Origin of the sequence: Wolbachia endosymbiont of Dipetalonema caudispina, from assembly GCF_013365495.1 — a bacterium.
In the GTDB taxonomy this organism is placed as follows: Bacteria; Pseudomonadota; Alphaproteobacteria; order Rickettsiales; family Anaplasmataceae; genus Wolbachia.
Genome location: NZ_CP046580.1, coordinates 760,692 through 786,286, shown reverse-complemented (window position 1 = coordinate 786,286; position 25,595 = coordinate 760,692). Strand labels below are relative to the sequence as shown.

The window sequence follows — 25,595 nt, the reverse complement described above, 5'->3', positions numbered from 1 at the left end:
AGGATGCCTGTTTCACCACGGATTAGTGTGATGCTTGATTCTGTGCGAGGTGCTTCTAAACAGCTTATGCGTGATTTTAGTGAATTACAGATCTCTAATGTCAAGTCTGATGACTTTGTTAATAAAACTTATTTAAAATCTAAGCAAACTATATGTGGTTGCTTGTACAATTATAGGCAAGGCTATGGTTTTCTTTTTGAAGATGATCTTGATCAAGAATTAAAAGAGGACACTTATACCTGGTTTATTATGCCTATAGAAAGTAAGGAGAATTTTTCTAGTTGCATGGTTTATTTTGCAGTATCAATTTGTCTAATTCATAGAAATAAAGTTGTGGCAGCTGTAATTGATGTTCCAGCACTTAGAGAAACTTTTTGGGCAGAAGAAAAAAAAGGTGCTTTTCTTGAAGATTCTAGATTTCGTCATATAAGAATGCGAATGAAAAGTCGTAACGGGGGCTTAATAGATGTTAGTGGTGATTTATTAGATAAATTATTGCCTAATAATGATAATGTGCGTTCTATAGGCTCGACAGTTTTAGGCTTTGCATACCTTGCTGCAGGAAGACATAGAGGAATAGTTTATTCTAGGGTTAATAAATATAAAGTTTTACTTGGTAGACTCTTTCTTCAAGAAAGTGGAGGGGGGCTGGTAGTAGAGGATAATGGATTAATTGTTGCAGGAAATATAAACTAGCATAAGTAATCTATAGAAATAGATAATTTCTTAAAAACTTTTACAAGAGATTCTGTTAGGTGTTCCATCATTTCATCGGTATGATAGGGTGTAGGAGTAATACGAAAGCGCTCAGTTCCTCTTGGAACAGTCGGGTAGTTTATGTGTTGCACATATATTCCATGTTCATCGAATAGCAATTTTGATGCTTTTTTAGATAATTCTGGATCACCAATTATTATTGGGATTATATGAGTTTTTGTTGGAATAAGATTAATTCTCGCATTTTTTAATGAGTTTTTTACTTTTTCAACAACTTGTTTTTGTTTTTCTCTTTCAATATTACTTGATTTTAGGTACTCAATGCTTGCTTTTGCTGCAGCTGCTAAAGCTGGTGAAATAGCAGTGGTAAAAATAAATCCTGGAGCAGAACTTCTGATTACATCTACTAAGCTCTTTGAAGATGCTATATACCCGCCCATCACTCCAAAGGCTTTTGATAATGTACCTTGAATAATAGTTACTCTATCCATCAAACCTTCTTTTTCTGCAATTCCGCCCCCATGTGAACCATACATGCCAACTGCATGTACTTCATCTGAATAGGTAATTGCATTGTATTTCTCTGCTAGGTCGCATATTTCTTTCAGTGGTGCTATGTCTCCATCCATTGAATATATGGATTCGAATGCAATTATCTTGGGCGTTTTTTTATCTACAGACTTTAATAGTTGTTCTAAATGATCAATGTTATTGTGTTTAAATATATACTTTGGCCTTTTTCCTGACTTTATACCTTCTATCATTGAAGAATGATTTTTTTCATCTGAAAAAAATACTACGTCAGGAATAACTGATGATAAAGTGCTAAGTGTTGTCTGGTTAGCAAGGTAACCACAAGCAAAAGTTAAGGCAGCTTTTTTATTATGCAGACAGGCTAAGGATTTCTCGAGTTCAACTACCTCTTTTGTTGTACCAGATATATTTCTTGTTCCTCCTGCTCCAATTGATGAGTTTTGAATAGCAGAAATTACATTTTTATTTTGTGACATTCCTAGATAATTATTACTGCACCAGACAACTACTTCTCTATTTCTTTCATAATCCATAACATAAGGAAATCTACCAGGCAATGATGCAAAATGCATAAATTCACGGTAACGTCCTTCCTCTTTTATATCTTTTATTCTATTTAAAAATATTTCTTCGTAATCTACCAAATGTTTCTCTATTAATGGCTAATGAAATTATAATAAATTATTTAGTAGTAGCACACATTTATTTATGGTATAACAGTAGTCAGCCATTTTTTACTAACCTCTTCAACTTTACTGTTTTCAACTAAACTTTTAGGCATACTATAGTACATAGCTGCAGCAGCAACTAAGCAACAGGCTCCAATTGCTATTCTCACTATTGATATTTCTAACTGAACTGCAGTAGACACTCCTAGAGCTATTCCAGCTGTTGCTAATATGGAGACAACTATAGTATGCAAGTTATTGTTTTTTATATTTTGTGAAATACTGTTATTTGTTGCTTGCTCAAAATTTTTGTTGTTAATTGCTAGATAGTATTTATGTTGATCATGATGTCGCCAATATTGATAGCTCTGTTTTTTTAGTTGTGTGTCTTGCGGGCTACTCCTTTCAGAAATAGAAGCATTTTCACCTTTGTCTATATTCTCAAATGGGGAGCAGCCGTTATCACTTGGTACATCAATTGCACTGAAAGAACTGCTGCTGTGACTTCGATCACTATTCATAGAACTTTCTGGTGAATCTAGTTGACTGTTTTTGTTTTCATGACCTAACTCATTTTTTATTTGTTCGATAGGTTGATTAAAAAAAGCGTGTTTTTTTTGGTTATCGTTTTGTGAAATGGGAATATTACGGTTGTTATGAGTTTTTTGTATGTTTAAAGAAGCTTCTTCATTTTGAGTGACACCTATTTGTTCTGGAACTTGAGTTTCAAGAACTTCTTGTCTTTGAATGTTAGGTGGTTTACTACTATGATTTTTTTTCTTTTTGCTTTTACACATTTCACCCTCTTGTAATTATTGCTAATAGACTTCAGTATTGAAGCCCTCTCTCAATTATTTATAATATTTTTTTTTTGTCTATAGTATTTTTCTAGCTATGTGACTATTGATATTTTGAAATTTTACTTTCTATTATTTACTTTTGTTTGTTTTAAGATATATAAATTTATTTACTGACATTATGGAGTATTTTTGTTTTACACACAGTTGTGTATAGGTTTAATGTTTATTTAAAAAAAGGGAAAACAGTATCTTCAGTTTCATAGTTTCTCTGCGTGTTATTTCTATGATAAATAATATCTTGATAAAGAAAGTAATATCATGAATATTTAATTTTACTTTATACTTTTATTAATGTAATGTACTTCTGTGATAAGTTATTATTTTTTTATTATTATCATTCTTTTTCTAGAAAATTATGTATCTCTAAATAATTTAGATTTATAAATTCTATAATTTAATTATGTTTAGGTATAAACTTTAAATTTTTAGAGTATATTCAAAGTCATTAATTAATGTATTCAGATTTATGTGTATTCTTAGAAAGTATTAATATCTCTTGGCTTATTATAAAATTTTAGATTTTTTATTATTTTTTTCAATGTTAGAATTGGACAAATAATATTCTTTTGTTTTTTTAGATTTGTAATTCTTTTTTTGAGATTTAAGTCTTTAAATAACTTATTCTTGGTATTATTTTTTTTAGGATTTTTTTTTGGTGACAATACCTAAATAATTTTACAAAATGTTTTCCCCTTGAAAAGGAGATACTAAATAAGAATCTTGCTAAGCAAGTTGTTCAGTCTCTTAGCGAATAGGTTCACGTTATCTATCTCTTCATTTTCCATAATACAGGCTTGGTAAAACAGTAAGTGAATCATGTCTTCTAATATCTGATTTTCACCATTTTTAGCATGAGATTTCGCTATATTTTTTATTATAGGGTGCTTGGTGTTAATTTCAAGTACCTTTGGCGTACGATAATTTAGTTGTTTTTGTTCACGCAAAAAACGTTCCATTCTAAGGTCCATAGTGCCTTCATCTACTGCTAGGCATACGGGACTGTCAGTCAATTTTTTGGAAATTTTTATGCTTTTTACTGAATTACCAAGGACTTTGGTAAAATATTGCAATATAGATTCTGTATTTGTTTCATTCTTTATCTCATCTGATTTATTATCTTTGTCTTTTTCTCTTAGAGAAAATTTTTCTAGATCAACATCAGCGCGAGTTACAGACTTAAACTTTTGATTTTTATAATCATGGATTACGCTAGTCCAGAAATCATCTACCGGATCGATAAGTAAGATAACCTCCAATCCTTTACTGACAAATCCTTCAAGTTGTGGACTATATTTTACAGAATCTAAGCTATTTCCTGTAAGATAATAGATATATTCTTGCTCAGGTTTCATTCTGCTTATATAATCATCAATACTGACTAGTTTATCATTGCTAGTACTATGAAATCTGCAAATTGAAAGTAATGCTTCTCTTTCGTCAATTGGCATAGCTTCACAAAGACCTTCTTTTAGTACTGCACCAAAGTTACTCCAAAATTTTGTATATTCTTCTAAATTCTCTTGTGCCTTTTTACCAAGTTCAAATATTACTCGTTTAGTAAGAGATTTTTTAATTTGATCAACAACACGATTATTCTGTAAAGTTTCTCTGTTGATATTGAGAGGTAAATCTGGTGAGTCAACAATGCCTTTTAAAAACCGTAAATACTGCGGTATAATTTGTACATTGTCTTCAGTAATAAATACTTTATTTACATATAATTTTACAGAACAACGCCTGTCTGGATGAAATAAATCAAAGGGTTTGATAGAGGGAATATAAAGTAAATTTGTATATTCTATTGCTCCTTCATTTTTATTATGTAATATCATCCAAGGTTCACCACCAACATGTGCAACACTTCGAAAGAAATCGTTGTGCTTTTCTTGAGTAATATCATTTTTTTGCTTAGTCCAAATTGCAGCTTTACTATTTAATTTTTCACTTTTTCCTTCTTCGTTTATAAATTCGATGGGAGAGTTGATGTGATCCGAATAAGTAGTAACAATATTTTCAATACGAAACTTATCTAAGAACTCATTGTCTTCAGGATGTACAACTAAAGTGATTTTAGTTCCACGAATAATTTGATTATTTGATTTATTGATTGAATATTTTCCATCTCCTTTAGATTTCCAATTCCAAGATTCTTTTTCTCCCGCCTTTCGAGATTCAACTATTACTTCTGAAGCAACCATGAAGCTTGAGTAGAAACCCACACCAAATTTTCCAATAAGTTCTACAGTTTGACTTGAATCTTTGCTACTTTTAATTGCTTCTAGAAATTTTTGTGTACCAGAGCTAGCAATTGTACCAAGGTTATCTATTAAATCCTGTCGGTTCATTCCAATACCGTTGTCAGTTATATATAACTCATTCTTATCTTTATTAACACTAATGGTAATTTTTAATTCATCATTTGAATCGAGTAAGTTAGGATTTAATTGAGATTCGTAACGTAATTTATCACATGCATCAGATGCATTTGATATTAATTCACGTAAAAAAATTTCTTTATTAGTATAGAGTGAGTGAATTACTATATTTAGTACTTTTTCTATTTCAGCATCAAATTTAAAATTTTCAGTTTCTTGTACGTTATGCACTGTAGACTCCATTATTAACTTACTATTTAATGATTTAAGTATTAAGCTTCACTCTTTCAAGGTTACTTACACCAAAATTAATTAACCTATGGATATAGTATATGTTGTAGTTGTATAATTTAGTTTGATAATACTTTTAATTATAAAGTGAATTAATTATGTCTTTTATGATTTTATTGTTTGCTTCTTTATTTTAAGAGTAAATAGATACATTACTTAATTCTGAGATTTTTTTTGTTACTTCTAATCTCGTTTATGTTTTTTTGTTTTAACTGAAACTTTATCAAAGTACTTACTTTTTTGATAACTATTGTGGGCTGTGACTTTTTAAGTAAAGGAATTTTTAGATTGGGTAATATTTCTCACTTAATATTGAATTATTATATTGGTAATGTTTGAAAAAATTCTATCTTAATAAATTCCACTTTTTTACAAGTAGTCATATGTAATTTAAATGTGAAAGTTTTCACTTAAGAGCTTTTTCTGATTTTAAAGAATTAGGTCTTTTCTTGTTGAAGTTTTATGAAAAAAAAAGCTTGATCAATATTTATTACATTTATTATTCGCTATATTTTTTGAGTAACTATTTTGTAGTAGGATTATTCTTTAAATAAAACTATTTTTATTTTAATTAAAAAGTTTTTTTAATTTATTTATAATAAAAAGTCACGTTAGAAAATTAAAGAACCTATTTTTGGTTTTTTGTGTGCATTATTCTTCTTATCTGTTGTTTAAGCTTTGTATTTTTAAAGGAATTTCTTGGACAAAATTAACATTATATTCTAATAAAGTAGTCATTTACATAGAAGCTTTGAAAGTTTTATATATCTTAGTTCAGGTTGTTCACTTTGTATAGTAAATAAGTTTTTTAAGATTGCTGCTGTTTTTTTAAGAATATGGATTATTATGTGATTTTCAAATCTAGATTATTGCTTGTTTATTTATGTAAAGGTTTAAGTCAGGGGTAACTGACACTTTTTTATAGTTGGATACTTAATTAGTATAATTAAATTATTTTGGCTTTTAATTTATATAGAGTATATCAGGTTTTTTATTTTGATTACTGCATTGATTTTAAAGGTTATATATTTTTTATCGTCTTTAATTTTTTACTTTATTTTAAAATATTCTTTATTTTAATACGCTTTAGAATTTTTGTTACAAGGTAAGATTTTTTTTAATAAGTTTTAAAAAATTACATTAAAAGACGTTAGGAAATAGTTTTAATTGATTAATATTTTTTTTGAAGTATTTTTTCGAATTGTATCTACACAACTTTTCTATTAAGTGATAAAACTATTATATTGCTATTATATGGGAAATAATTAGTACAGTTTAAATAAATAATACTTTTATTTTCATTAAAAATTTCCTGTTTATTTTTTTTGTCAAAATGTTGTTTACTTATTAATCCAAAGTACGTAACAATGTAGGGATGAAAAATAGCTCATTAGCAGTAGTATTTGATTGGGATAATACTTTAGTTAATACTCAAGATAATATTTCTAATGCCATTAAGTATACCTTAACATCAATGGGTTATAGTGGTAAAGCTACTAATGATAGGAATTCTCATGAATCAAGAAAAAGTTACATGGTTAATTTGTTTGGTGATCAGTGGGAAAAAGCAAATCAGATATACCAGCAATATTTAGATAATGCATTATTGCAAAATATTACTTTGAATCAGGGAGTAGGAGAAATGTTACAGAAGTTAAAAAGTCACAATGTTTACTTAGCAATAGTTAGTAATAAGAAGAATATTAATTTGCGTAAAGAAGTAGCCTATTTTAAATTGGACTCTTATTTTGAAAGAATAGTGGGTTCATGTGATACAGCAGAAGATAAACCATCTGCAATTCCATTATTGTTTGCATTGGAAAAGAGTATTTTACCTATAAGTAGAGAAAATGTATTTTTTATTGGTGATAGCATCGTAGATATTTTGTGTGCACAAAATGCCAATTGTTTACCGATTATATATGGCCAATCGATAAATGGCTATGAAGATTTGTTGTGTTTTCAACATTTTGATAAACTTACAGACTTCATAATAAAATATTTAAAAGATAGATAAATAATAATGAACACTGTTACAGAGATTGCTAGTATACAAAGGCGCTTTTGCGCGTATTTACTAGATATAGCAATTTTATTAATTCCAATTTTATTAATTGTACTTTTATTAAAGGATTTTCCATTGATTTTATATTTATTATATATATGTATAAATTGTAGTTACTTCACATATTTTATATCTTCGTCGGCTCAAGCAACTCCAGGTCAACAATTGATGAATATACATACTATGAGTTTAGACGGTTCTAAGATAGGTTTGATTTTAGCGTTTGATAAAAGTATCTCTCAGTTTTTTCTTCCTTTATTGAATAACGTGATAATTATCCTTGTCGAGCTTTTTCAAAGCCAGGAAAAATTAGTAACCGTTTTAAATATGTTGGAAGTAATTATAATGTTACTTACTTTTTGTTGGTATTTAGTAGCTTGCTTTTCTAAAAAAAAGCAGACATGTCATGATATACTATTTGACATAATTGTCGTGAAAGGAGCTATTAAATAATTAGTATAATCTTTATTGTTAGAAGATTATATTATATTAGTAAATTAAACTAAGGAAATTATGAGTAGAAAAATAGTGAATTACTATAGTGGGTTAGCTTTTGTATGCAGTATTTTATATTTGTTTGTATTTTATATAGAAATGGGGTTATGAACTTGTAAAAAGTTGATAAAAGCGAACTTGGAAGAATTTTGAATGTAAGGGGAGTGACAAAAAAGTTATTGCATAATATTATTAGAAGAATTATTTCAAAGTTTGAGGAAGGACTTTTATAGATTAAAGAACAGGTGATCTTATTAACTAGATAGTAAAAATTTCTTGAGAAGTAGATATAGTGTTGAAAAGGGTAATATTCATTTTAATTATACCTTGTTTGCTTTTCTTTTCGTTAGGGTTATGGCAATTATATAGATTATATTGGAAAAGTAATATTATTAAAAGTATGAGTCTTCCAGTTGTTCATTTATTATTTAATGATGATTTTGCAAAATTTAACTATAGACGTGTTAAGATTGATGGCATTCTCAGTGATATGGAATTATATGTTTTTGCAGGACGACATGGCTATTACATATTGTCTCCTATGATACTTACTACTGGATATTATATGTTGGTAAATGAAGGAATTGTTAAAGAAAGAAAAAAGAAAAGAACAAGAAGTGAAAGGGTAGTTGTGAATGGAATTTTGTATTGTGATAATGTTAAAGGCAAAGGTTGGTTAATTAAGAATGATGCTGCTTTGAATATGTGGTTTACATTAAGTATAGAAGAAATTTCTGATGAGCTCGGTATTAAGCTAGAAAAGTGTATGTTGTGGCAAGAAGATTTTAGTAATAAGTTAACTATGCAGCCGGTGAAACATTTAGAGTATGCAATAACTTGGTTTGTACTTTTTTTGATTTGGTTAATTATATATATAATCTATTATAGGCAAAATAAATGTTATTCAAGCAATTAATATCTATCTTTAGAAGATGTTATAAATTGTCAGTAATAAGAATTAAAAAATAGATGGTATTATCTAGGTGTGCTAAATCTAGAATCTAGAAAAGATATAAAATTTCAGTGTCAAGTACTGTGAAATAGTATTATTTATCATAGAGATGAATATAATATATAAGTTACTTTAGTATTTAAGAAGTTTTATAAATGAAAAAAAAGTAAAAATAAGTTATTTATTTACTTTTCGAGTTTTAGGTAATGTTTTTTGCTTTTTTAAAAAGATAGAATATATTTTTATTTGTATGAATAAAAGTAAAACTTTTTGAGAATATGAAGTGTACATTATGCTTTTAAGCAAAACATAAGCTATATAATATTTTTATTTTTTATAAATTATAAATAGCAATTACTTTTCTTGTATGTAAAGGGAGTTAGCAAGCTTTTTAAATAAGTAATTTAAAATTTATTTTTGTATTATTTTATTATTGAGGTAGGTGTTTTGTTCATATGATTGAAAGAGTATTTTTTTGCTGTTTTGCTTTTTGTATAGAGTCAACAATTGAAATGAGAAACTTAGTTTCTATATTTTAAATTGTAGTTTTAGGTTTTGAAAGGGCTTTTGAAGAGTTTATCTAATTTTCTTGGTGATGATAGGTTAGGTGTTAAGATATTTTAAGAAACAATTATTATGAAAATATTGTTAAGTATTTATTTATGTATCTATAGGATATTGCTATTTGGCTTTTAGTTATAAAATTAGGTCTTATAGTATTTTAACTAATTGTCAGTAATGAAATATTATTTAAAGTTAAATATAGTATATACTCAAGTAAGATTAGTTTTTCAAAAAAGGTTAATGAATCTTTTTTTGAAGAGAATATATTTTACAAAATTTTAAAATTTTATTTTAGTAATTATGTTTTTTTAATCTTTATAAGCAAAGAAGTATAAGTACAAAGAATACTGTACATTAATTTTTAGTTAGTGTATTATGGAGTATAGTATGTATTAATTTAATTTTTTTAGAGGAAGAAGTGTTTTTATTATTATATATACTATTTTTTTAGTTATGTGTATTTAGATTTTGTAAACTTAAATTATGATAGATTTAAAGATTGATAAATTTTTAGCTTTTTTAAAAGTTGTGTTGTAGGTTAGTAGGGTAAGTTTTAAATTCTTTTTAGAAGTTTCTTGGTTTTAAAAAAGTTATTATCTATGGTAAACATTTTAAATTGTCATTGTTTTACTATTCTTTTTTTAATATTTAACTAAAGTTTTGATAGCTACTTAATCGAGATATGGAAGCTATATTTTTTATAATACTGATTCTTATTGTATGTTTTTTATATTGAAAATAGGAAGTATCAGAAACACATTGTTTTAATAAATTTTTTTTGTTTAAGAATTGGAAGGTATTCTCTAGGAATTTAGAAATTATCTCTTAATAAGTACAAGTTTTACTATTTATCTATACTTTTGGTTTGATAAAATTATTATAGAATTGATTGGTAAAGTGATGTAAATTGACTATTCAAATTAATTTGTTTCTTCTTTTAAAGAAAATATTAACATTTATAGTATTTATGTAAGCTTTTAATACCTAAAAGGTATTTATATAAATTATATGGAATAACTTATAGCAGAATTGAACTTATGAAAATTGAAGGATATATTATTAGATATTTTTTAGAGGTTTTAATATTATATTTAAAAGATTCTCTTAATCTTAAGAGAGTTTTTCTATACTGCTAATTATGGTAACTAAATAATAAAAAAGTTAATCACTGTATATTATTTATTATAAAATAATCATTAATGAATAATAAATTAATTGAAAAACTTTGTATGTCTTTAGCTAAGAAAGTTAAAAAAATTAAATCTTTTAGCTATATTAGATAAAATTAAACCTGTTAGTACAATTGTTTTGCTATAGAGAAGATTTTCTTACTTTTTCTTTACTCTCATTTTCATTTTTTATGATCTTTTTTCCATTTAAGATATCTTTGATTTCATCTCCGGTTAAAGTTTCAAACTCTAACAAATTTTCAGCAATGAGTTCTAGATCTTTGCGGCATTTAATTAAGATATCTTTTGCCTTTTCATAACATAAAGATATAATTCTTTTTACTTCTTCATCTATGAGCTTTAGGGTATCTTCAGAAATTACGTCAGAACTATATACATTTTGTTCACGGTTGTGATATATAGGTCCTATTTTATCACTCATTCCCCATTTTGTTACCATGGCACGTGATAGATCAGATGCTTGTTTTATATCTGAAGATGCACCGCTTGTAACTTTACCGTAACCAAAAATTAACTCTTCTGCAACTCTTCCACCCATAGCTACGGTAATATCTGCTATCATCTTTTCTCTTGTGTGAGATACTCTATCTGTTTCTGGTAATCTCATAACTAAACCTAAAGCTCTACCTCTTGGGATTATGGTTGCTTTATGTATTGGATCAGAAGCAGGCATGTTAACTGCAATTATTGCATGCCCAGCTTCATGATATGCAGTTAGTTTTCTTTCTTCTTCTGTCATAACTAAGGAGCGCCTTTCTACACCCATCATTACCTTGTCACGTGCATATTCAAAATCATCCATAGTAACAATTTTTTTGTTTCTTCTTGCAGCAATGAGTGCAGATTCATTCACTAAGTTTGCTAAATCAGCTCCTGAAAACCCAGGTGTTCCTCTTGCAACTATTTTTACGTTTACATCTGGTGCTATTGATATCTTTTTTATATGAGTGTTTAATATTTTTTCACGTCCATTTATATCGGGTAAAGAAATAGTGATCTGTCGATCAAAACGACCAGGTCTAAGCAATGCAGGATCTAAAACATCTGGGCGGTTAGTTGCTGCTACTATTATTACACCTTCGTTAGATTCAAAGCCATCCATTTCAACTAGTAACTGATTTAATGTTTGTTCTCTCTCGTCATTGCCTCCACCAAGGCCAATACCGCGGTGTCTACCTACTGCATCTATTTCATCTATAAAGATTATACAAGGAGCATTTTTTTTGCCTTGATCGAACATATCACGAACACGGCTTGCACCGACACCAACAAACATTTCAACAAAATCAGATCCAGAAATACTAAAGAATGGTACATTGGCTTCGCCTGCAATTGCACGAGCGAGTAAGGTTTTACCGGTTCCAGGAGAGCCAATTAAAAGGCATCCTTTTGGTATTTTCCCACCTAATACTTGAAATTTTTGTCTTTGTTTGAGAAAATCAACAATTTCTACTAGCTCTTCTTTTGCTTCATCAATTCCGGCTACATCATCAAATGTTACTTTTTTTCCAGTAGTCATCAATCTAGCTTTTGATTTGCCAAAGCTTATGGTTCTATTGCCTCCTGCTTGTGTTTGTTTTAAGAGGAAGAGTAATAAGCCAATAAAGATAAATGTTGGGATCCATTGAATGAGTAGTCCACCAATAATACTCATTGCAGAATCTCCAGTTGAGAAAGAAAATTTTACCTTTCTGTCGTGTAAGTTTTTTATTAAGTCACTGTATATAATGCTGCTTGAATGAAAGCTTGATCCATCTTTAAATTTGCCTTCAATGCTCTGGTTTCTTATGGTAACGTTTTCTATATCGTCGTCTTCTAGTTTGGTTAGAAATTCTGAAAAAGGTATAGTTGTTTTACTTTTACCTATATTTCCACTAAATTGAATATAAGCAACTGAAATAAGTACAACTATTACTAACCAAATTAATAAGCCTTCTAGAAATTTTTTCATTGTTATTTTAACTAGACATTAATTAAGCTTACCAGATTTTGTTTTATTATACTATTAGCAATGAATTGCATCTTATTATTATTAATACTTTTTTCATCATAATTTATATGTGGATAAGCCAGTACCTTTCCGTTTTTTTCTATCACAGGTAGGGAATAAAAAACTTCAAAAGAGCAATTATAATCTTTTAAGAATTGAGGGATTTTTTGTGTTTTCTTTAGTGGCACAATAGTTACTGAACACCCCTGATTTCCTCCTCCAAGTATTGTGCAGCTAAATCTATTATCCCATTTAATAGGACCATCTAATGGTAAGTTTATAAGTACTTCTTTTTTTATTTTTGATGATTCTCTAATTATCAATATGTTTTCTTTATATTTCTTTATTTTACATTCAAAAAGCGTACATTGAACATTGGTATCCTTTTGTAATATTTTGTTAAATATTGCTATAAGACTGTTATATCTTGGTTTATAGTGTTTGCTGCTGATTACCATTATAGAGTAAAGAAGTAATCTTAAAGCTATTTCTTCTGGCAATTTGTAGAATTTACTTAGTATGATTTCAATATATCCAAGATTGTTAAAGTTAACACAGTCATTAAATGCAAGACGGGTGTAATGCATTAGTGCTTTTACAGCTCTTTTTATATGAAAAGCTGTGAGACATATTCGTTCTGTTAGGAGCTTATGGTCATCACTTGCTTTGAGCAAATTACGGTGTAACGTACGCCTATATTTTAGATTTTGATTACTTTTATCTTCAATCCATTTTAGCTGATGAAAATTTGCATATTTTTCTATTTCGTTACGACTAAGGTTTAATAATGGCCTCAATATATTAATACCATTAAAAAAAAAACTACAATCCATAGATGATAATCCATCCATGCCGCTACCACGTTCAAGCTTCAATAAAAATGTTTCTGCTTGATCGTCTTTATGATGTGCAATGAGTAAATACTTGATATTATTATTTTTACACCATTCTGTTAACAATTTATATCGTGCTTTTCGTGCTTGCGATTGAATATTACCTTTGACGTTTTTTTGTTTTTCCCAGTTTAATATAAATGATTCTCTTATTCCAAGTTTTTTTGCATAATTTAGAACAAAATCAGCTTCTTTTTTAGATTCTGGACGTAATCCATGGTTTACTGTTAATACTACAGGGGGTGAACATTGTCTTTTTTGTGTCCAGCTAATCATTAAATGCAGTAGTGTTATACTGTCTACCCCCCCTGATACTGCAACTGCAACTTTATTATTGTGAGTAATGACACTTCTAATTATATTTTGAAAAAATAATTCTAATTTCATTTTATTTTCTCAAATCTTTTTGGTTGAGTCATCCAGTACAATGAAGTGAGGGGATTTTTTAAGTTTAATCATATTAATATGCTTTTTAAAGTAATCCCAGTGTATTTTAACACTGGGATCTAGTTTTTCAAAGTAAGATTATTTATTTGTTTCAGAAAATAAAAACTCCACTCTACGGTTTTTAGCATGTTGTTTTTCATACTTAGAATTTTTAGAATCATCTTGCACATAAACCAAAGGCTCGGTTTCACCTTTGGAAGCAGTTTTTATTCTATTTTCTAGGTAAGGTGCACAACTAACCATGAATTTTTTGGCTGCGTCTGCCCTTCTTTCACCTAATGCAACATTGTATTCATAAGAACCACGATTATCGGTATGACCAGTTACAGTAACCTTTATATCAGGGTTGTGTTGTAATACTTTTATTACATCAAGCAATACATCAGCACCTGCTTCATCGATATTAAATTTATCATAACCAAAAAAAACTCTTTTTTCGTTCATCTGTTTGACAAAAAAATTTGTTTTGTTTATTGTAGTTACTTCTTTTTTTTGGCAAGAGCTTATACCAGTAAGCAGTAAACAAAAACAACACATCACAACTAATCTACTCCACATTATTAAACCTCCATAAATTTAAATATAGTGTATGGCTTTGAATTTTAGTAATTGATAATCTCTTTATACTAGAATATAGTCAAGAAAAATAAAATGCTAAGTACTTTTTATAATCTTGCGATTGTTCATTCTTAAATTAAGATATGTATTTAGTAGAAAATTTTAGTAAAAGCATAATATTTATAATTTTTTATTGTACTTTGAGTAAATATACTTTTAACTTTATTGTTGATCTATTTACAATCTTTTAAAGATATTTTCTGAAAATGAATAATTATGAAGTCTTATAAACTCTTAGAGGAAATATTGTATAGGGTAGGAAATATTGAAAATACACTAAAAGTACTAAGTCAAAGTCAATTGAATGTAGAAGATAAAGTTGAGCAAATGGGTCTTTTAGAAGAAATTAGACATGAGATTATTTCTCATGAAGTAATAGGAGAATTATTGATAGAAGCAGGTGCTTTCGATAGTAAAAAAAGTGTTAATAATTGGCAGTTGAAGTTAATAGAAAGGATGCATAAGAGTAGTAGTGCTATTTCTATTGATTTGGTAAGGTCTTTATCTAAAGCTAAAGTTGAGTGCCAGAATTTATGGAAATTATCTAAGTCTGAAGCTAGTAATTTAAAAAAATTTAAAAAGCATTTTGCTGATTTAATTAAACTGATTCGCGAAGTAGCTTCTATAAAATCACAGCAGTTAAAATGTTTAAAATATGATGCATTACTTGCTGATTATGATTTTTCTGTTACAGAGAAGAGTATAAAGGAAATATTTCCTAAGGTAGGAAAATTTTTTAGTGAAAATGTGGATAAGGTAATTGAGAAGCAGAAAAAAGATAAAGTTCTTAGTATACAGAAAGTTGCTATCCAGAAGCAAATGGAACTTAGCTTATTATGTTTACAGCAAATAGGTAGTACATTGTGCCATAATTCTTGTTATTATGATCCTATAGATTATAATGAGTCTGATTTTTGTTATGGTTTATTTTTACTTTTACGGCATAGTGGCTATGAAATTTATCAAAAGTGTTTAGCAGCACAAAATTCTGTAAATAATTTAATTATAAAGCATGTTATATATGAAACTCAAGGATTATTCATGGAGAGAATGATTGGAACATCTAGAGAATTTATTGAGTTTATTCAACCATATATAAAGGAGAAATTTGCTATAAGAGGTAAAATTAATACAAAGGCTAGCAGTGTTGAGAATTTATATTTAATTTTTAATAAATTAAATCTTTCTTCTTCTTTGAAAAGTGCAGATGAATTTAATCTGTTAGCTCATATTATGTTAAGAACTAGATTAGAACAAAATATGATAAATGGTATATTAGAGGTGGAAGATCTGCATGATGCGTGGTTAGAAGGTATGAAGCATTATAAAATTCCGGTAGAAGCTGAAAATGAGCTAGATACTTGTTTTCAGGATGAATATTGGGCAAGTGGAATTGTTGGATATTTCCCTATTAAAGTTATAGCTTTGATTACTGCTATGCAGATTTTTTCTTTTATTAAAAAAAATCATTACGAAGTTTTAGGGGCTATAATAAAGGGAGATTTTAGTTTACTTGTTAAGTGGTTATCTCAAAATATGTATAGTATCAAATGTAGTTTTTCTGATGTTCTAAAAAGAGTAACAGGTAAGAGGTTGGATGTTGAATGTTGTACTAGCTACTTGTCTGAGAAATATGATTTATCTTAAGTAGAAGAATCTTTGTGAATTGGGTATGAGGTTTTTTCAGAAATTAATCAGGGGGGGGTATAATTCCTTTACTTTTAAAGGGTTATTTGCTAGTGATATTGCTATAGATCTTGGTACCGCAAATACTGTAGTTTATCAGAAAGATCAAGGAATAATACTTGATGAGCCTTCAGTTGTAGCAAGAATAAAAGAAAAGGGAAATTATGTTCCTTATGCCTTTGGTAAGAAGGCTAAGATGATGTTAGGAAAGACTCCTGGAGAAATAGAGGCAATTAGGCCATTAAAAGATGGAGTTATTGCTGATTTTAAAAGTGCAGAGGAAATGCTAAAATATTTTATACGTAGTGCAAATACAAAACTTACTGTTAATAAACCTGATATTATAATATGTGTTCCATCTGGGTCTACTCCAGTTGAAAGGCGTGCTATACAAGATGCGGCAGAAAGTGCAGGTGCAAATGAAGTATTTTTAATTGAAGAGCCAATGGCTGCAGCAATTGGAGCTGGTCTTCCAGTTACTGAGCCTGAAGGTTCTATGGTTGTTGACATAGGTGGTGGTACAACTGAAGTTGCAATTATTTCTTTGGGTGGAATTGTTTATTCACGTTCTGCTAGAGTAGGTGGTGATATTATGGATGAGGCAATAAAGTCATATATTCGTGAAAATCATAAATTATTAATTGGTGAAACAACAGCTGAAAAAATTAAGAAGAGTGTAGGTTCTGCTAGCTTACCTGGTGAAAATAATAAAGATAGAGTGATAGTAAAAGGTAGAGATTTAGTAAGTGGTATGCCAAAAGAGATGCTTTTGTCAGAATATCAGGTTGCAGAAAGTTTAATAGAGTCTGTTCACCAAATAATTTCTGCTATTAGGACAGCATTAGAGAGTACTCCCCCTGAGCTTTCTTCGGATATAGTTGATAAGGGGATAGTTTTGTCTGGTGGGGGAGGGTTATTGCGTAATTTAGGTAAGGTGATTAGTGAAACAACAAAACTGCCAGTACGTGTTGCAGATGATCCGCTTTGTTGTGTTGCTTTAGGTAGTGGTAAAGTGCTTGAAAACATGGATTATTTTAATCATGTTTTGTTTAAGCAAGATTAATTATGATTTTGTTATGATAATTTTTTTATTTCTAGATCTTTAAAAAAATATTTTTTGTTGTAGAGTTATTATAAATAAGCTAATTTATGTATTGTTTTATACTTTATCATAGCTAGGATAATCTAAGTTTACTAATAAGTTAATAAGCGTAAAGCTTATTATTAGTGAAATTGATGTAAGAATAAGTTAATGGTATTTGTATTAATTATATTTAATGGGTTAGGTCTAGTGCTAAAGAAGTTTAAAATTGAACCTTTATTACGAGATAAAGCTCCATACCAAACTAAGGTTATGATTGCAATGTCTGGTGGTGTTGATAGCTCCGTTGTTGCAGTTTTATTACATCACCTTGAATATCAAGTGATAGGTGTGACACTGAAATTATATAATGATGGTGATAGTAATATCAAGAAAGATATGTGTTGCGCTGGACAAGATATTTATGATGCAAAACGTGTAGCTGAAAATGCTGGCTTTCCTCACTATGTATTAAGCTATGAAGATATATTTAAAGAAGAAGTAATAGAGAATTTTGTGAATACCTATATGCATGGAGAAACCCCTATACCATGTATAAAATGTAATCAAACAGTTAAATTTCGTGATTTATTACAAGTTGCAATAAATCTTGGTATGGATGTATTAGTTACAGGACATTATGTGAGAAGATTAGAAGAAGACGGGAAAATAATATTATGCAAAAGCATTGATAAAAGTAAAGATCAAAGCTACTTTTTATTTACTATAACAAAAGCGCAACTGAACCTTTTAAGGTTTCCGCTTGGTGAGTTTTATAAATGTGATGTAAGAAAATTAGCAAAATATTTTGGTTTGCTAATTTCTGAAAAACCTGATAGTCAGGATATATGTTTTGTTTCTGAAAGCTATAGAAAAACAATAGCTGAATTGGCTCCACAGTCTATTAAGAGAGGTAAAATTATGGATGTAAATGGAAAAGTGTTAGGTGAGCATAATGGTATAATAAATTTTACAGTCGGTCAAAGAAAAGGCTTGGGTGTTTCATTATACAATAAACCTCTTTATGTGATAAAAATTAATGCAGAAAATAATGAAATTGTAGTTGGTACGGTTGATGCATTAATACAAAAGAAAGTATTGCTTAAGGGGTTAAATTGGTTGGAACAGCCTAGAAAAGGTATGGAGGTAACTGTGAAGTTCAGGTCGTCACATGTGGGAAGTTTGGCAAAAATATATCCGGTTGAAGAACAGGAGAAAATTTGTGTAGTTTTAAACGATGATTATTTTGGTGTCAGTCCAGGTCAAGCTTGTGTAATATATAGAGATGAGCAAGTTATTGGTGGTGGATGGATATGCTCTTAGTTAAAATATTTTATGTTAACTGAGGTTATATGAACTAAGTAAAATTGGAGAAAATTTTTTTTACCAACTTTGGTTATAGTAATATGTAAAATTTTTACTTGGTATACTATAAACAGGTTGCATTATTTTTTAAAAATTTTTTATTTTTGCTTTTTTGTCTTATTTAAGAAGGTAGTGAGTATTTCTCTATGACTAAAATATTTGCTGTAATTTTCTAATTTTGTTTTTCTATTCATGATAGTCTTTAGTTTTTTTATATTTACTATTTTGCAGTTTGTTATTTACTTATATGAAAGCTAAGTGTTTACTATTTTTATTTTTTTACTATTTTTTAAAATCCATAATTTAAATTTTTAAAAATTCTTTATTTTTCTCTTCCTGAAGTGAGTTACTGCTTTCTATGATAAAGATTGTGTGGTAAGAGTATTTTTTACTAAAATTCTGTTTATCATAGTAAAAAATTGTATTTTATATTGTTTTTATTTTATTAATTTAAATGTTTTCTTACTTTAATTTATGGTGCTGTAAGGTGTTTCTATTAGGATTGATTTTTTTACTTAAATTCTTTGAAATATTTTTTCTCAGTTTTACTCTTGTTTTATTGTTGTATATGGCTACCTATTTTCTTAGTAATGGAGGACTTTTATAACTAGAATTAAGTATGTCAGTAAAATTATAGAATTTAAGATTTATTATTGGTTGTATTTCGTATTAAAAAACATCCTATTAATAAAATAGTGAGTGGAATAAACCATAAGGCGTAAGTGCTGGGTTTTATAGGTGGTATGGTTATAATGTAGTTTCCATAGGAGTTTTTAAGTTCTGAAATTATTTGCTCGTCAGTGTATCCATTGCTAATTTTTTTACGGATTGCTTTGCGTATATTGTATGCAATTTGAGATTCGGATTCAGATAGTGATTCACCAGAGCATACTGGGCACTTTATTACTTCAAATAAATTAGTTGCTCGTTTTTCCATGTTTTTATCTTTAAGCTTATCATCTAAGGTGAAAGCATTAATATTTAAGTAGAATATTAATATAAAAAGTGAATTAACTACTGTTTTCATAATTGACTCACTTAGTGATTTTGTCTAGTTGACTCATAAAATCAGTGATTAATAACTTTCCAATAAAGCTTGATCCTATATTATTATCATATTTTATTGAAAATTGTGCGCTGTTATCATTTATTTTTTCCGATAAAGAAGATATTAACTTCTTAAGTTTATCTAAAGTTTTTGGGTCACTAGTTATAAAGGAGATTAATTCTTGATAGTTTAATATGGTTATATTGATTTTATCTTTGAATGAAGATGTAATTAAGTTGTAATTGCTTATTTTACCATCTGCAGTAAAGGAAAAATTATTGCTCTTAATTAAAAATTTTTTTATATTAAAGTTGATTTTAGCAGCTGAAATGTAGTTTATAAATTCGTAATTAAATTTGGTGTCAATACTAAGATAATTTTCAGGGTTTGTAGCATTCTTATACTGATAAATATAAAAGTCAAATTCTAATTTATTATTTCCACTTGGTTCATTATTTAGATGAAGTTGAATATAATTGCTTTTGCCGTTTATCTTGGTCATAATACTTTGTTGATTTTTAAAATTTGGTAAGGTATTACATTTTAATCCATAGTCTTCATAACGAAGTGTATCTATATAATCTATTATGTTGCTATTTTTATTGAATCTTAATGAAAATGGTAAATTGTTTAGCTTGAGAATAAAGTAATTATTGTTTGTGTAGCATTTTATATTTTTTTTTTTGCTGTTATGAATAGTAATACTAACTTTGTTGTTTGGTATATAGATATATATTAATTTATCAAATAATCTATTTTTTATTGATAAGGCATCTGATGATATAGTGAATTGTTTATTGGAGAGTTTTGGATTTGTTATATAAAAAATTAGGCTGGAAGGAAATCCACTAAAGTTACATGAAAGATCAGATTTTTCATCATTAATGTATAATATTGTTTCAGCTAAAAGATTTTTTATTTTGCATCCAGAAAAATACCAAAAACCACTATATCCTATAAGAATAAATAGAAATAATGTAATGATGGCATAGATAAAAATTCTCTGCATAGTTAATCATTTGTTTATCTAGTATGATATATTTCTTGTATTTTTTGGTATAGTTACACATAAACTGTCGATTGCTTTTGTAATTTTTATTTGACATCCCAGTCTTGACGTTTCTGTTAAGCCGAAAACTAGATCTAACATGTCATTTTCCTCGTCAGATATAGGATTATGTGTTTCTACAGTATCATAAAATTTGGGGTCAACAATTACATGGCATGTAGAGCAAGCAAGAGAACCTTCACATGCCCCTTCAAGTAAGTCTGGATCATTTCTATGGGCTAAATTAAGTAAAGTTTCTCCTTCTATAGCTTCATAGCTTTTTTTTCTTCCATCAGGTAAAATAAAAATTACGGATGGCATATTATTTTCTGTTAAAGTTCTTACTAATTTTTCTATATTTTACAGATGTAATTAATATTTGCAAATTCTTTGCGTCATCTTATTAATAGCTATATAGTAATCTTTTAGATTAAAAAGTAATGCAGCTAGGTAAATATAGGAATCAAAGTGTTGCGGTTTTTGGTCTTGGTAAGACTGGTTTATCTGTTATTAATACTTTAGTAAACTGTGGTGCAAAAATATATGCTTGGGATGATAATAATAATCAAGTTACAAATGCAAAGGTAATATATAAGGAATGTAGTTTTATTCATCCTAAAGAGTTCAATTGGTATGAAATAAAGATGCTAGTTTTAAGCCCTGGAATACCTATTTCATATCCAACGTCTCATTGGATAATAAAATTTGCACGAGACTTTAACTGTGAAATAAAATCAGATATTGAACTCTTTCTTGAAGATAGAACTACGGATCAGAAAATAATAGGTGTTACAGGAACAAATGGTAAGTCAACTACTACATCTTTAATAGGGCATATATTAAAGTCTGCAGGGAAAAAAGTTGCTATTGGAGGAAATTTAGGTATTCCTGTTTTGAAACTGAACAGAGATGCAGAAATTTATGTAATTGAATTCTCTTCTTTTCAATTAGAGTTAATTAATAAAATCAATTTAGATATTGCAGTATTACTCAATATTACACCAGATCACATAGATAGACATGGAACTATGGAGAATTATATAACGATTAAGTCAAAATTAATAATCGGTAGTAAGGTTGCTGCTATAGGATGTGATAGTGAAATTACTGTTGATATATTTAATAAATTTGCAGGAAATAAAATTCCTATTTTATCTTCAATGTTATTTCAGCTACCTTTTTTGTCATTTCAGTATTTAGATACTAAAATGCAACTAGAATTAAGGGGTCATATGAGTGATATCAAGATAAATTTAATGTCCAATGCAGAAAATATAGTGGCTGCGTGTGTTGTATGTAAGCTACTTGGAGTGGATAGTAAAGTTGTTATTGATGGAATCAAATCTTTTTCTGGACTAAAACATAGAAATGAATTACTAGGTAAAATAGCAAATGTTTTTTTTGTAAATGATAGTAAAGCAACTAATGCTAAATCAAGTGAAAAAGCAATTTTGTCTTATAAAAACATATATTGGGTAGTTGGTGGAAAGAGTAAAGAAAGTGGTAGTATTGAATCACTAAAGAGACATTTTGTAAACATTAAAAAAGCTTTTCTTATTGGAGAGTCAGCTGAAATTTTTGCAAATATTATGGAAGGTAGAATAGATTTTGTGAAGTGTTGTAATTTAGCAAGTGCGTTTAAACTAGCTTTTAAAGAAGCTATAAACAGTAAAGAAGAAATAACTATATTATTGTCTCCTGCATGTGCTTCTTTTGACCAATGGAAAAATTTCGAAGAACGCGGTGAAGCATTTTGTAGAATGTTTAAAAATTTAAAGCATGATTATATATGTGTTTAGTATAGTATGATATAAAAAGATTGATAAAGTTAATAGTGGAAAATTAGTTAAGCTCATTTCTTTAATGAGGACGATATGGATTTGTTGTTATATTTTAGGTAGGTGTGGAGGAGATTGCATAGGTCTTAATTATCTGTTGTTTTTGTATTTGAAAGTGAATTACTATTTTATGTATATAGTAAGGAAATTGAATAGCTTATGGAAGTCTGGCTAAGAGATATATACTATATCAGTAGATTTAATAGATTTCTTTATTAAAACTAAGTGATGTTAGTTATGATATATGAGGTATAATATTTTTTATTAATGATTTTGGAGACTTTTATAAAATTCTGTTTTTTTTCAATTGATATAATAACGAATAATGTTTCAAAAGTTTAAGATTTTTTTAAAAAAATCATAAAAGATTTTTATAATCTTTTTATTATATGCTGTTGCCCTTGTATTATAAGGTTATTTTAGTTTTAAGTTTTTATATTAAAAAAAGTATTTGCTAATAAAAAAATGAAAATAATTTATTATAGTAGATTACTTATATTAAGAGAGTGTATATACGAAGCAAATAAGGATACTGTATAAGGTAGGTATTGTTTTGCTATTTCTATTTCCTAGGGTTTATTAACGTATAATTTTTTCAATAAAGATTAGACACTGAAGAAAAGGAAAATTTATGAAAGGATAATATATTAATGAATGTTTATTGTATTGATTATTATTGTTTTTATTGTCATTGAGATATTTTAAGAATACGTATTCAAAAATCAAAAAGTACTTATTATTGGAGATTAGTTTTTGCATAAATAGTATTGTTATTAATTTTAGTATCATATGTTTTATTGTACTTTACTTTGCTTTTAGATACTTTATTTCTTTTATAGAAAAGATTTATTGCACGTGAAATATAAAAGTTTGAAAGAAGATAGATTAAGTGTGGATCATAAGTTGGCAAAGGAGTTTAAAAAGGACTTATAAATATAGAAAAAGTTAGAAATATTAAAGATATAGAGGATATTCAGAGTTTCTTTTGAAGAAAAAAAGATTCTAGCACTTAAATTTTTAACACATAGTGAAAAATTGCTCTATGCTGAAATGGTAATGGTAAACGTGTTCTTAATATATAAATGCTGTGTTTTTCAAGTGATGAGTTTTGATATTAACTCTTAAGGAAAAAATTGTAGCAAAGTTTTAAAGAGATATGAAGATCAGAATTGTTGCACTAATTTATAATAATGTTTAAGTTTTACTTAAGGATATAATGAATAATTTCCCTGCGAGAGGGGGATGTAAGTAACTTTTCTTTATATAAAATCTTGAATTTTAGGTTTAGGTATTTAATTGAAATTAAATTCAAGGAGACTATGAAAAAAAGTATAAAGTATCTTATTATTGTGAGCTAGGGAAGATGATACTACTTTTTAAAAGTATACTTTATTGATAAGCTTAATGATCAGTTTTTTTTAAATAAAAGTTAGAGAAAACATACTATTAAATATGATTCTTAGAATTTTGTGAGAATGAAGAAGGTATTTGTTGTGCCGGTTGTAAAAATAGCGTTTAGTTTTTGTTGGTGAAATAAAATTTGAAGAGCAAAGAAAATAAGTCCATTATGTGGATGTTTGATAAATGATAAGTTGAGAGAAATTTTAGTAAAATGATTGGAAGATCAGCAAATTTTTTTAAAGTTTAAAAAAAAGAAAGCTGAAGCCTATCAGTGGAATAGTGTGTGTACAAGTTTAGGTTAACAAAGAGAAAAAAAATATTTTTGCTATACCGTAAGTGCGTTCTAAGATTATGTTGTAATTTTTATTGCACTTGAAGTTTTCATTTTTGCTAATTTCTAAAATTATTAATGCATCATTATTTAACCATCCTGAACTAGCTAATCTATTTAAAGTCGGGTAAACTAGATTACTATTGTAAGGTGGATCTATAAAAACTATGTCACATTGTGAAATAGTTTTCGGTAATTGGTTAGCACTACAACAAATTAATGTAATATTTTTTGTAGTACCAAAATTTTTGGCTGTTTTTTTTGGTAATTGCAGATTATGATAATTTAAGTCTACCATAAATGCGTGTTTAGCACCTCGAGAAAGAGCTTCAAATGAAAAAGAGCCACTTCCACAAAATAAATCAAGTACATTTAGATTATAGATGTTTTTTTTTGAGGAAAGTATATTAAATATTGCCTCTCGGACAATATTCATAGTTGGTCGTATAGTTGAATGCTTATTTGTTGTAACTATTTTTCTTCCGCGATATTTTCCTGCAATAATACGTAGCATACTAAGAGAGTTTAAAGTAACTAATTATTGAACAATGTATAACTAATGTGAATATAGCTTTGATGATTCGTTGGAATAAAAGTTTCAAACATAGATTGATTTAATTATTTATTTTTTAATTTATTTATTATATTTAGTATATCACTAATATAGTCTTATAATTTATGATAGCTATTTATTTTACATGGGTTAGTCTTTCAATTCTGCTTTTCAGTTCTAGCTTGATTAAAGTATTAATTTTATCTGCATTTTCGAGAAAAATTTTACATTCTTCATCGCTATATTCTTTACCAGATGCTTTTTTTTCAATAAAGAATTTTTTTAATTTTACTAAATTAGAGTTTTGGTTAATATTTAGCACAATATTTTTTTCTATGAAGGTAAGATCTGATAGTAGTAAACTGACTTCGACTAAATCTTTGCTTTTAATTTTTGTAAGGTTATTAAGGTTTTCTAAAACATAAAATACTTTAAGCTCTTTTTGTGCAATCTTTTGGTCCTCATTATCAAGTTCAGACAGTAATTTTTTATTGTTCATAAAATTTTTTATTAACAGCCTTATTAATTTTTAAAAGATTAATATTATTTTGTTTAATATTATCTAGTAATAAATCTACTCTTGCC

At 27.8% G+C, this 25,595-nt stretch carries 19 protein-coding genes; 8 read left to right on the top strand and 11 right to left on the bottom strand.

The window, feature by feature from the left end:
- Positions 1–3: 3 nt before the first annotated feature.
- Positions 4–696 (top strand): inositol monophosphatase family protein, encoded by a 693-nt coding sequence (locus GOY14_RS03030; protein WP_175809797.1) that lies wholly within the window; start codon positions 4–6, stop codon positions 694–696.
- Here GOY14_RS03030 and hemA read toward each other — a convergent pair.
- The 3 genes from hemA to htpG form a co-directional block, all read right to left on the bottom strand.
- On the bottom strand, positions 693–1,895 hold the full coding sequence (hemA, locus tag GOY14_RS03025; RefSeq protein ID WP_175809796.1) for a 5-aminolevulinate synthase: 1,203 nt from the start codon (positions 1,893–1,895) through the stop codon (positions 693–695). The two genes, GOY14_RS03030 and hemA, sit on opposite strands and share 4 nt — an antisense overlap.
- A 62-nt stretch (positions 1,896–1,957) precedes the next feature.
- Positions 1,958–2,716, bottom strand: a complete 759-nt coding sequence (locus tag GOY14_RS03020) for a TomO hydrophobic C-terminal domain-containing protein (RefSeq protein WP_175809795.1) — start codon at positions 2,714–2,716, stop codon at positions 1,958–1,960.
- Between the two features lie 770 nt (positions 2,717–3,486).
- Entirely contained in the window at positions 3,487–5,385 is a 1,899-nt protein-coding gene (gene htpG, locus GOY14_RS03015; RefSeq protein WP_410543575.1) for a molecular chaperone HtpG, read from the bottom strand.
- A gap of 1,435 nt (positions 5,386–6,820) precedes the next feature.
- Here htpG and GOY14_RS03010 point away from each other — a divergent pair.
- From GOY14_RS03010 to GOY14_RS03000, 3 genes are all read left to right on the top strand, one after another.
- Positions 6,821–7,462 carry an HAD family hydrolase gene (locus GOY14_RS03010; RefSeq protein ID WP_175809793.1) on the top strand — a complete coding sequence of 214 codons (642 nt, stop codon included), beginning with the start codon at positions 6,821–6,823 and terminating at the stop codon, positions 7,460–7,462.
- Between the two features lie 6 nt (positions 7,463–7,468).
- A complete protein-coding gene (locus tag GOY14_RS03005) occupies positions 7,469–7,963 on the top strand; it encodes an RDD family protein (RefSeq protein WP_175809792.1) in 495 nt (164 codons plus the stop codon).
- A 334-nt stretch (positions 7,964–8,297) separates the two neighbouring features.
- Complete coding sequence (locus GOY14_RS03000) at positions 8,298–8,921, top strand: SURF1 family protein (RefSeq protein WP_175809791.1); 624 nt, start codon at positions 8,298–8,300, stop codon at positions 8,919–8,921.
- Between the two features lie 1,911 nt (positions 8,922–10,832).
- On the opposite strand, the gene ftsH is transcribed toward GOY14_RS03000, so the two are convergent.
- From ftsH to GOY14_RS02985, 3 genes are all read right to left on the bottom strand, one after another.
- Complete coding sequence (gene ftsH / locus GOY14_RS02995; RefSeq protein ID WP_175809790.1) at positions 10,833–12,662, bottom strand: ATP-dependent zinc metalloprotease FtsH; 1,830 nt, start codon at positions 12,660–12,662, stop codon at positions 10,833–10,835.
- Between the two features lie 11 nt (positions 12,663–12,673).
- A complete protein-coding gene (gene tilS, locus GOY14_RS02990) occupies positions 12,674–13,981 on the bottom strand; it encodes a tRNA lysidine(34) synthetase TilS (RefSeq protein ID WP_175809789.1) in 1,308 nt (435 codons plus the stop codon).
- A gap of 138 nt (positions 13,982–14,119) precedes the next feature.
- A complete protein-coding gene (locus GOY14_RS02985) occupies positions 14,120–14,599 on the bottom strand; it encodes an OmpA family protein (protein ID WP_175809788.1) in 480 nt (159 codons plus the stop codon).
- Between the two features lie 276 nt (positions 14,600–14,875).
- Between GOY14_RS02985 and GOY14_RS02980 the strand changes: the two genes are divergently transcribed.
- From GOY14_RS02980 to mnmA, 3 genes are all read left to right on the top strand, one after another.
- On the top strand, positions 14,876–16,306 hold the full coding sequence (locus GOY14_RS02980; RefSeq protein ID WP_175809787.1) for a gluzincin family metallopeptidase: 1,431 nt from the start codon (positions 14,876–14,878) through the stop codon (positions 16,304–16,306).
- Between the two features lie 25 nt (positions 16,307–16,331).
- Positions 16,332–17,408 (top strand): rod shape-determining protein, encoded by a 1,077-nt coding sequence (locus GOY14_RS02975; protein WP_175809786.1) that lies wholly within the window; start codon positions 16,332–16,334, stop codon positions 17,406–17,408.
- Positions 17,409–17,636: 228 nt separating this feature from the next.
- Positions 17,637–18,749 (top strand): tRNA 2-thiouridine(34) synthase MnmA, encoded by a 1,113-nt coding sequence (gene mnmA / locus GOY14_RS02970; protein ID WP_175809785.1) that lies wholly within the window; start codon positions 17,637–17,639, stop codon positions 18,747–18,749.
- 682 nt (positions 18,750–19,431) lie between these two features.
- On the opposite strand, the gene GOY14_RS02965 is transcribed toward mnmA, so the two are convergent.
- From GOY14_RS02965 to GOY14_RS02955, 3 genes are read right to left on the bottom strand one after another with little or no spacing between them, the layout of a single operon-like run.
- A complete protein-coding gene (locus GOY14_RS02965; RefSeq protein WP_175809784.1) occupies positions 19,432–19,818 on the bottom strand; it encodes a cytochrome c-type biogenesis protein in 387 nt (128 codons plus the stop codon).
- Between the two features lie 7 nt (positions 19,819–19,825).
- Positions 19,826–20,848, bottom strand: coding sequence for a hypothetical protein (locus GOY14_RS02960; RefSeq protein WP_175809783.1), 1,023 nt, complete (start codon positions 20,846–20,848; stop codon positions 19,826–19,828).
- An 18-nt stretch (positions 20,849–20,866) separates the two neighbouring features.
- Positions 20,867–21,208 (bottom strand): ferredoxin family 2Fe-2S iron-sulfur cluster binding protein, encoded by a 342-nt coding sequence (locus GOY14_RS02955; protein ID WP_175809782.1) that lies wholly within the window; start codon positions 21,206–21,208, stop codon positions 20,867–20,869.
- 119 nt (positions 21,209–21,327) lie between these two features.
- Between GOY14_RS02955 and murD the strand changes: the two genes are divergently transcribed.
- Positions 21,328–22,686, top strand: coding sequence for a UDP-N-acetylmuramoyl-L-alanine--D-glutamate ligase (gene murD, locus GOY14_RS02950; RefSeq protein ID WP_175809781.1), 1,359 nt, complete (start codon positions 21,328–21,330; stop codon positions 22,684–22,686).
- Between the two features lie 1,733 nt (positions 22,687–24,419).
- Here murD and rsmD read toward each other — a convergent pair.
- Positions 24,420–24,971 (bottom strand): 16S rRNA (guanine(966)-N(2))-methyltransferase RsmD, encoded by a 552-nt coding sequence (gene rsmD, locus GOY14_RS02945; protein ID WP_175809780.1) that lies wholly within the window; start codon positions 24,969–24,971, stop codon positions 24,420–24,422.
- A gap of 175 nt (positions 24,972–25,146) precedes the next feature.
- A complete protein-coding gene (locus tag GOY14_RS03335) occupies positions 25,147–25,509 on the bottom strand; it encodes a WD_0853 family protein (protein WP_255419684.1) in 363 nt (120 codons plus the stop codon).
- Positions 25,510–25,595: the final 86 nt, after the last annotated feature.

What these genes read in the sequence shown, in the direction of transcription:
- GOY14_RS03030 (WP_175809797.1), top strand. Translation starts at nt 4, where the DNA reads ATGCCTGTTTCACCACGGATTAGTGTGATGCTTGATTCTGTGCGAGGT.
- GOY14_RS03020 (WP_175809795.1), bottom strand. Translation starts at nt 2,716, where the DNA reads ATGTGTAAAAGCAAAAAGAAAAAAAATCATAGTAGTAAACCACCTAAC.
- GOY14_RS03010 (WP_175809793.1), top strand. Translation starts at nt 6,821, where the DNA reads ATGAAAAATAGCTCATTAGCAGTAGTATTTGATTGGGATAATACTTTA.
- GOY14_RS03005 (WP_175809792.1), top strand. Translation starts at nt 7,469, where the DNA reads ATGAACACTGTTACAGAGATTGCTAGTATACAAAGGCGCTTTTGCGCG.
- ftsH (WP_175809790.1), bottom strand. Translation starts at nt 12,662, where the DNA reads ATGAAAAAATTTCTAGAAGGCTTATTAATTTGGTTAGTAATAGTTGTA.
- tilS (WP_175809789.1), bottom strand. Translation starts at nt 13,981, where the DNA reads ATGAAATTAGAATTATTTTTTCAAAATATAATTAGAAGTGTCATTACT.
- GOY14_RS02985 (WP_175809788.1), bottom strand. Translation starts at nt 14,599, where the DNA reads ATGTGGAGTAGATTAGTTGTGATGTGTTGTTTTTGTTTACTGCTTACT.
- GOY14_RS02980 (WP_175809787.1), top strand. Translation starts at nt 14,876, where the DNA reads ATGAAGTCTTATAAACTCTTAGAGGAAATATTGTATAGGGTAGGAAAT.
- GOY14_RS02975 (WP_175809786.1), top strand. Translation starts at nt 16,332, where the DNA reads ATGAGGTTTTTTCAGAAATTAATCAGGGGGGGGTATAATTCCTTTACT.
- GOY14_RS02965 (WP_175809784.1), bottom strand. Translation starts at nt 19,818, where the DNA reads ATGAAAACAGTAGTTAATTCACTTTTTATATTAATATTCTACTTAAAT.
- GOY14_RS02960 (WP_175809783.1), bottom strand. Translation starts at nt 20,848, where the DNA reads ATGCAGAGAATTTTTATCTATGCCATCATTACATTATTTCTATTTATT.
- GOY14_RS02955 (WP_175809782.1), bottom strand. Translation starts at nt 21,208, where the DNA reads ATGCCATCCGTAATTTTTATTTTACCTGATGGAAGAAAAAAAAGCTAT.
- murD (WP_175809781.1), top strand. Translation starts at nt 21,328, where the DNA reads ATGCAGCTAGGTAAATATAGGAATCAAAGTGTTGCGGTTTTTGGTCTT.
- rsmD (WP_175809780.1), bottom strand. Translation starts at nt 24,971, where the DNA reads ATGCTACGTATTATTGCAGGAAAATATCGCGGAAGAAAAATAGTTACA.
- GOY14_RS03335 (WP_255419684.1), bottom strand. Translation starts at nt 25,509, where the DNA reads ATGAACAATAAAAAATTACTGTCTGAACTTGATAATGAGGACCAAAAG.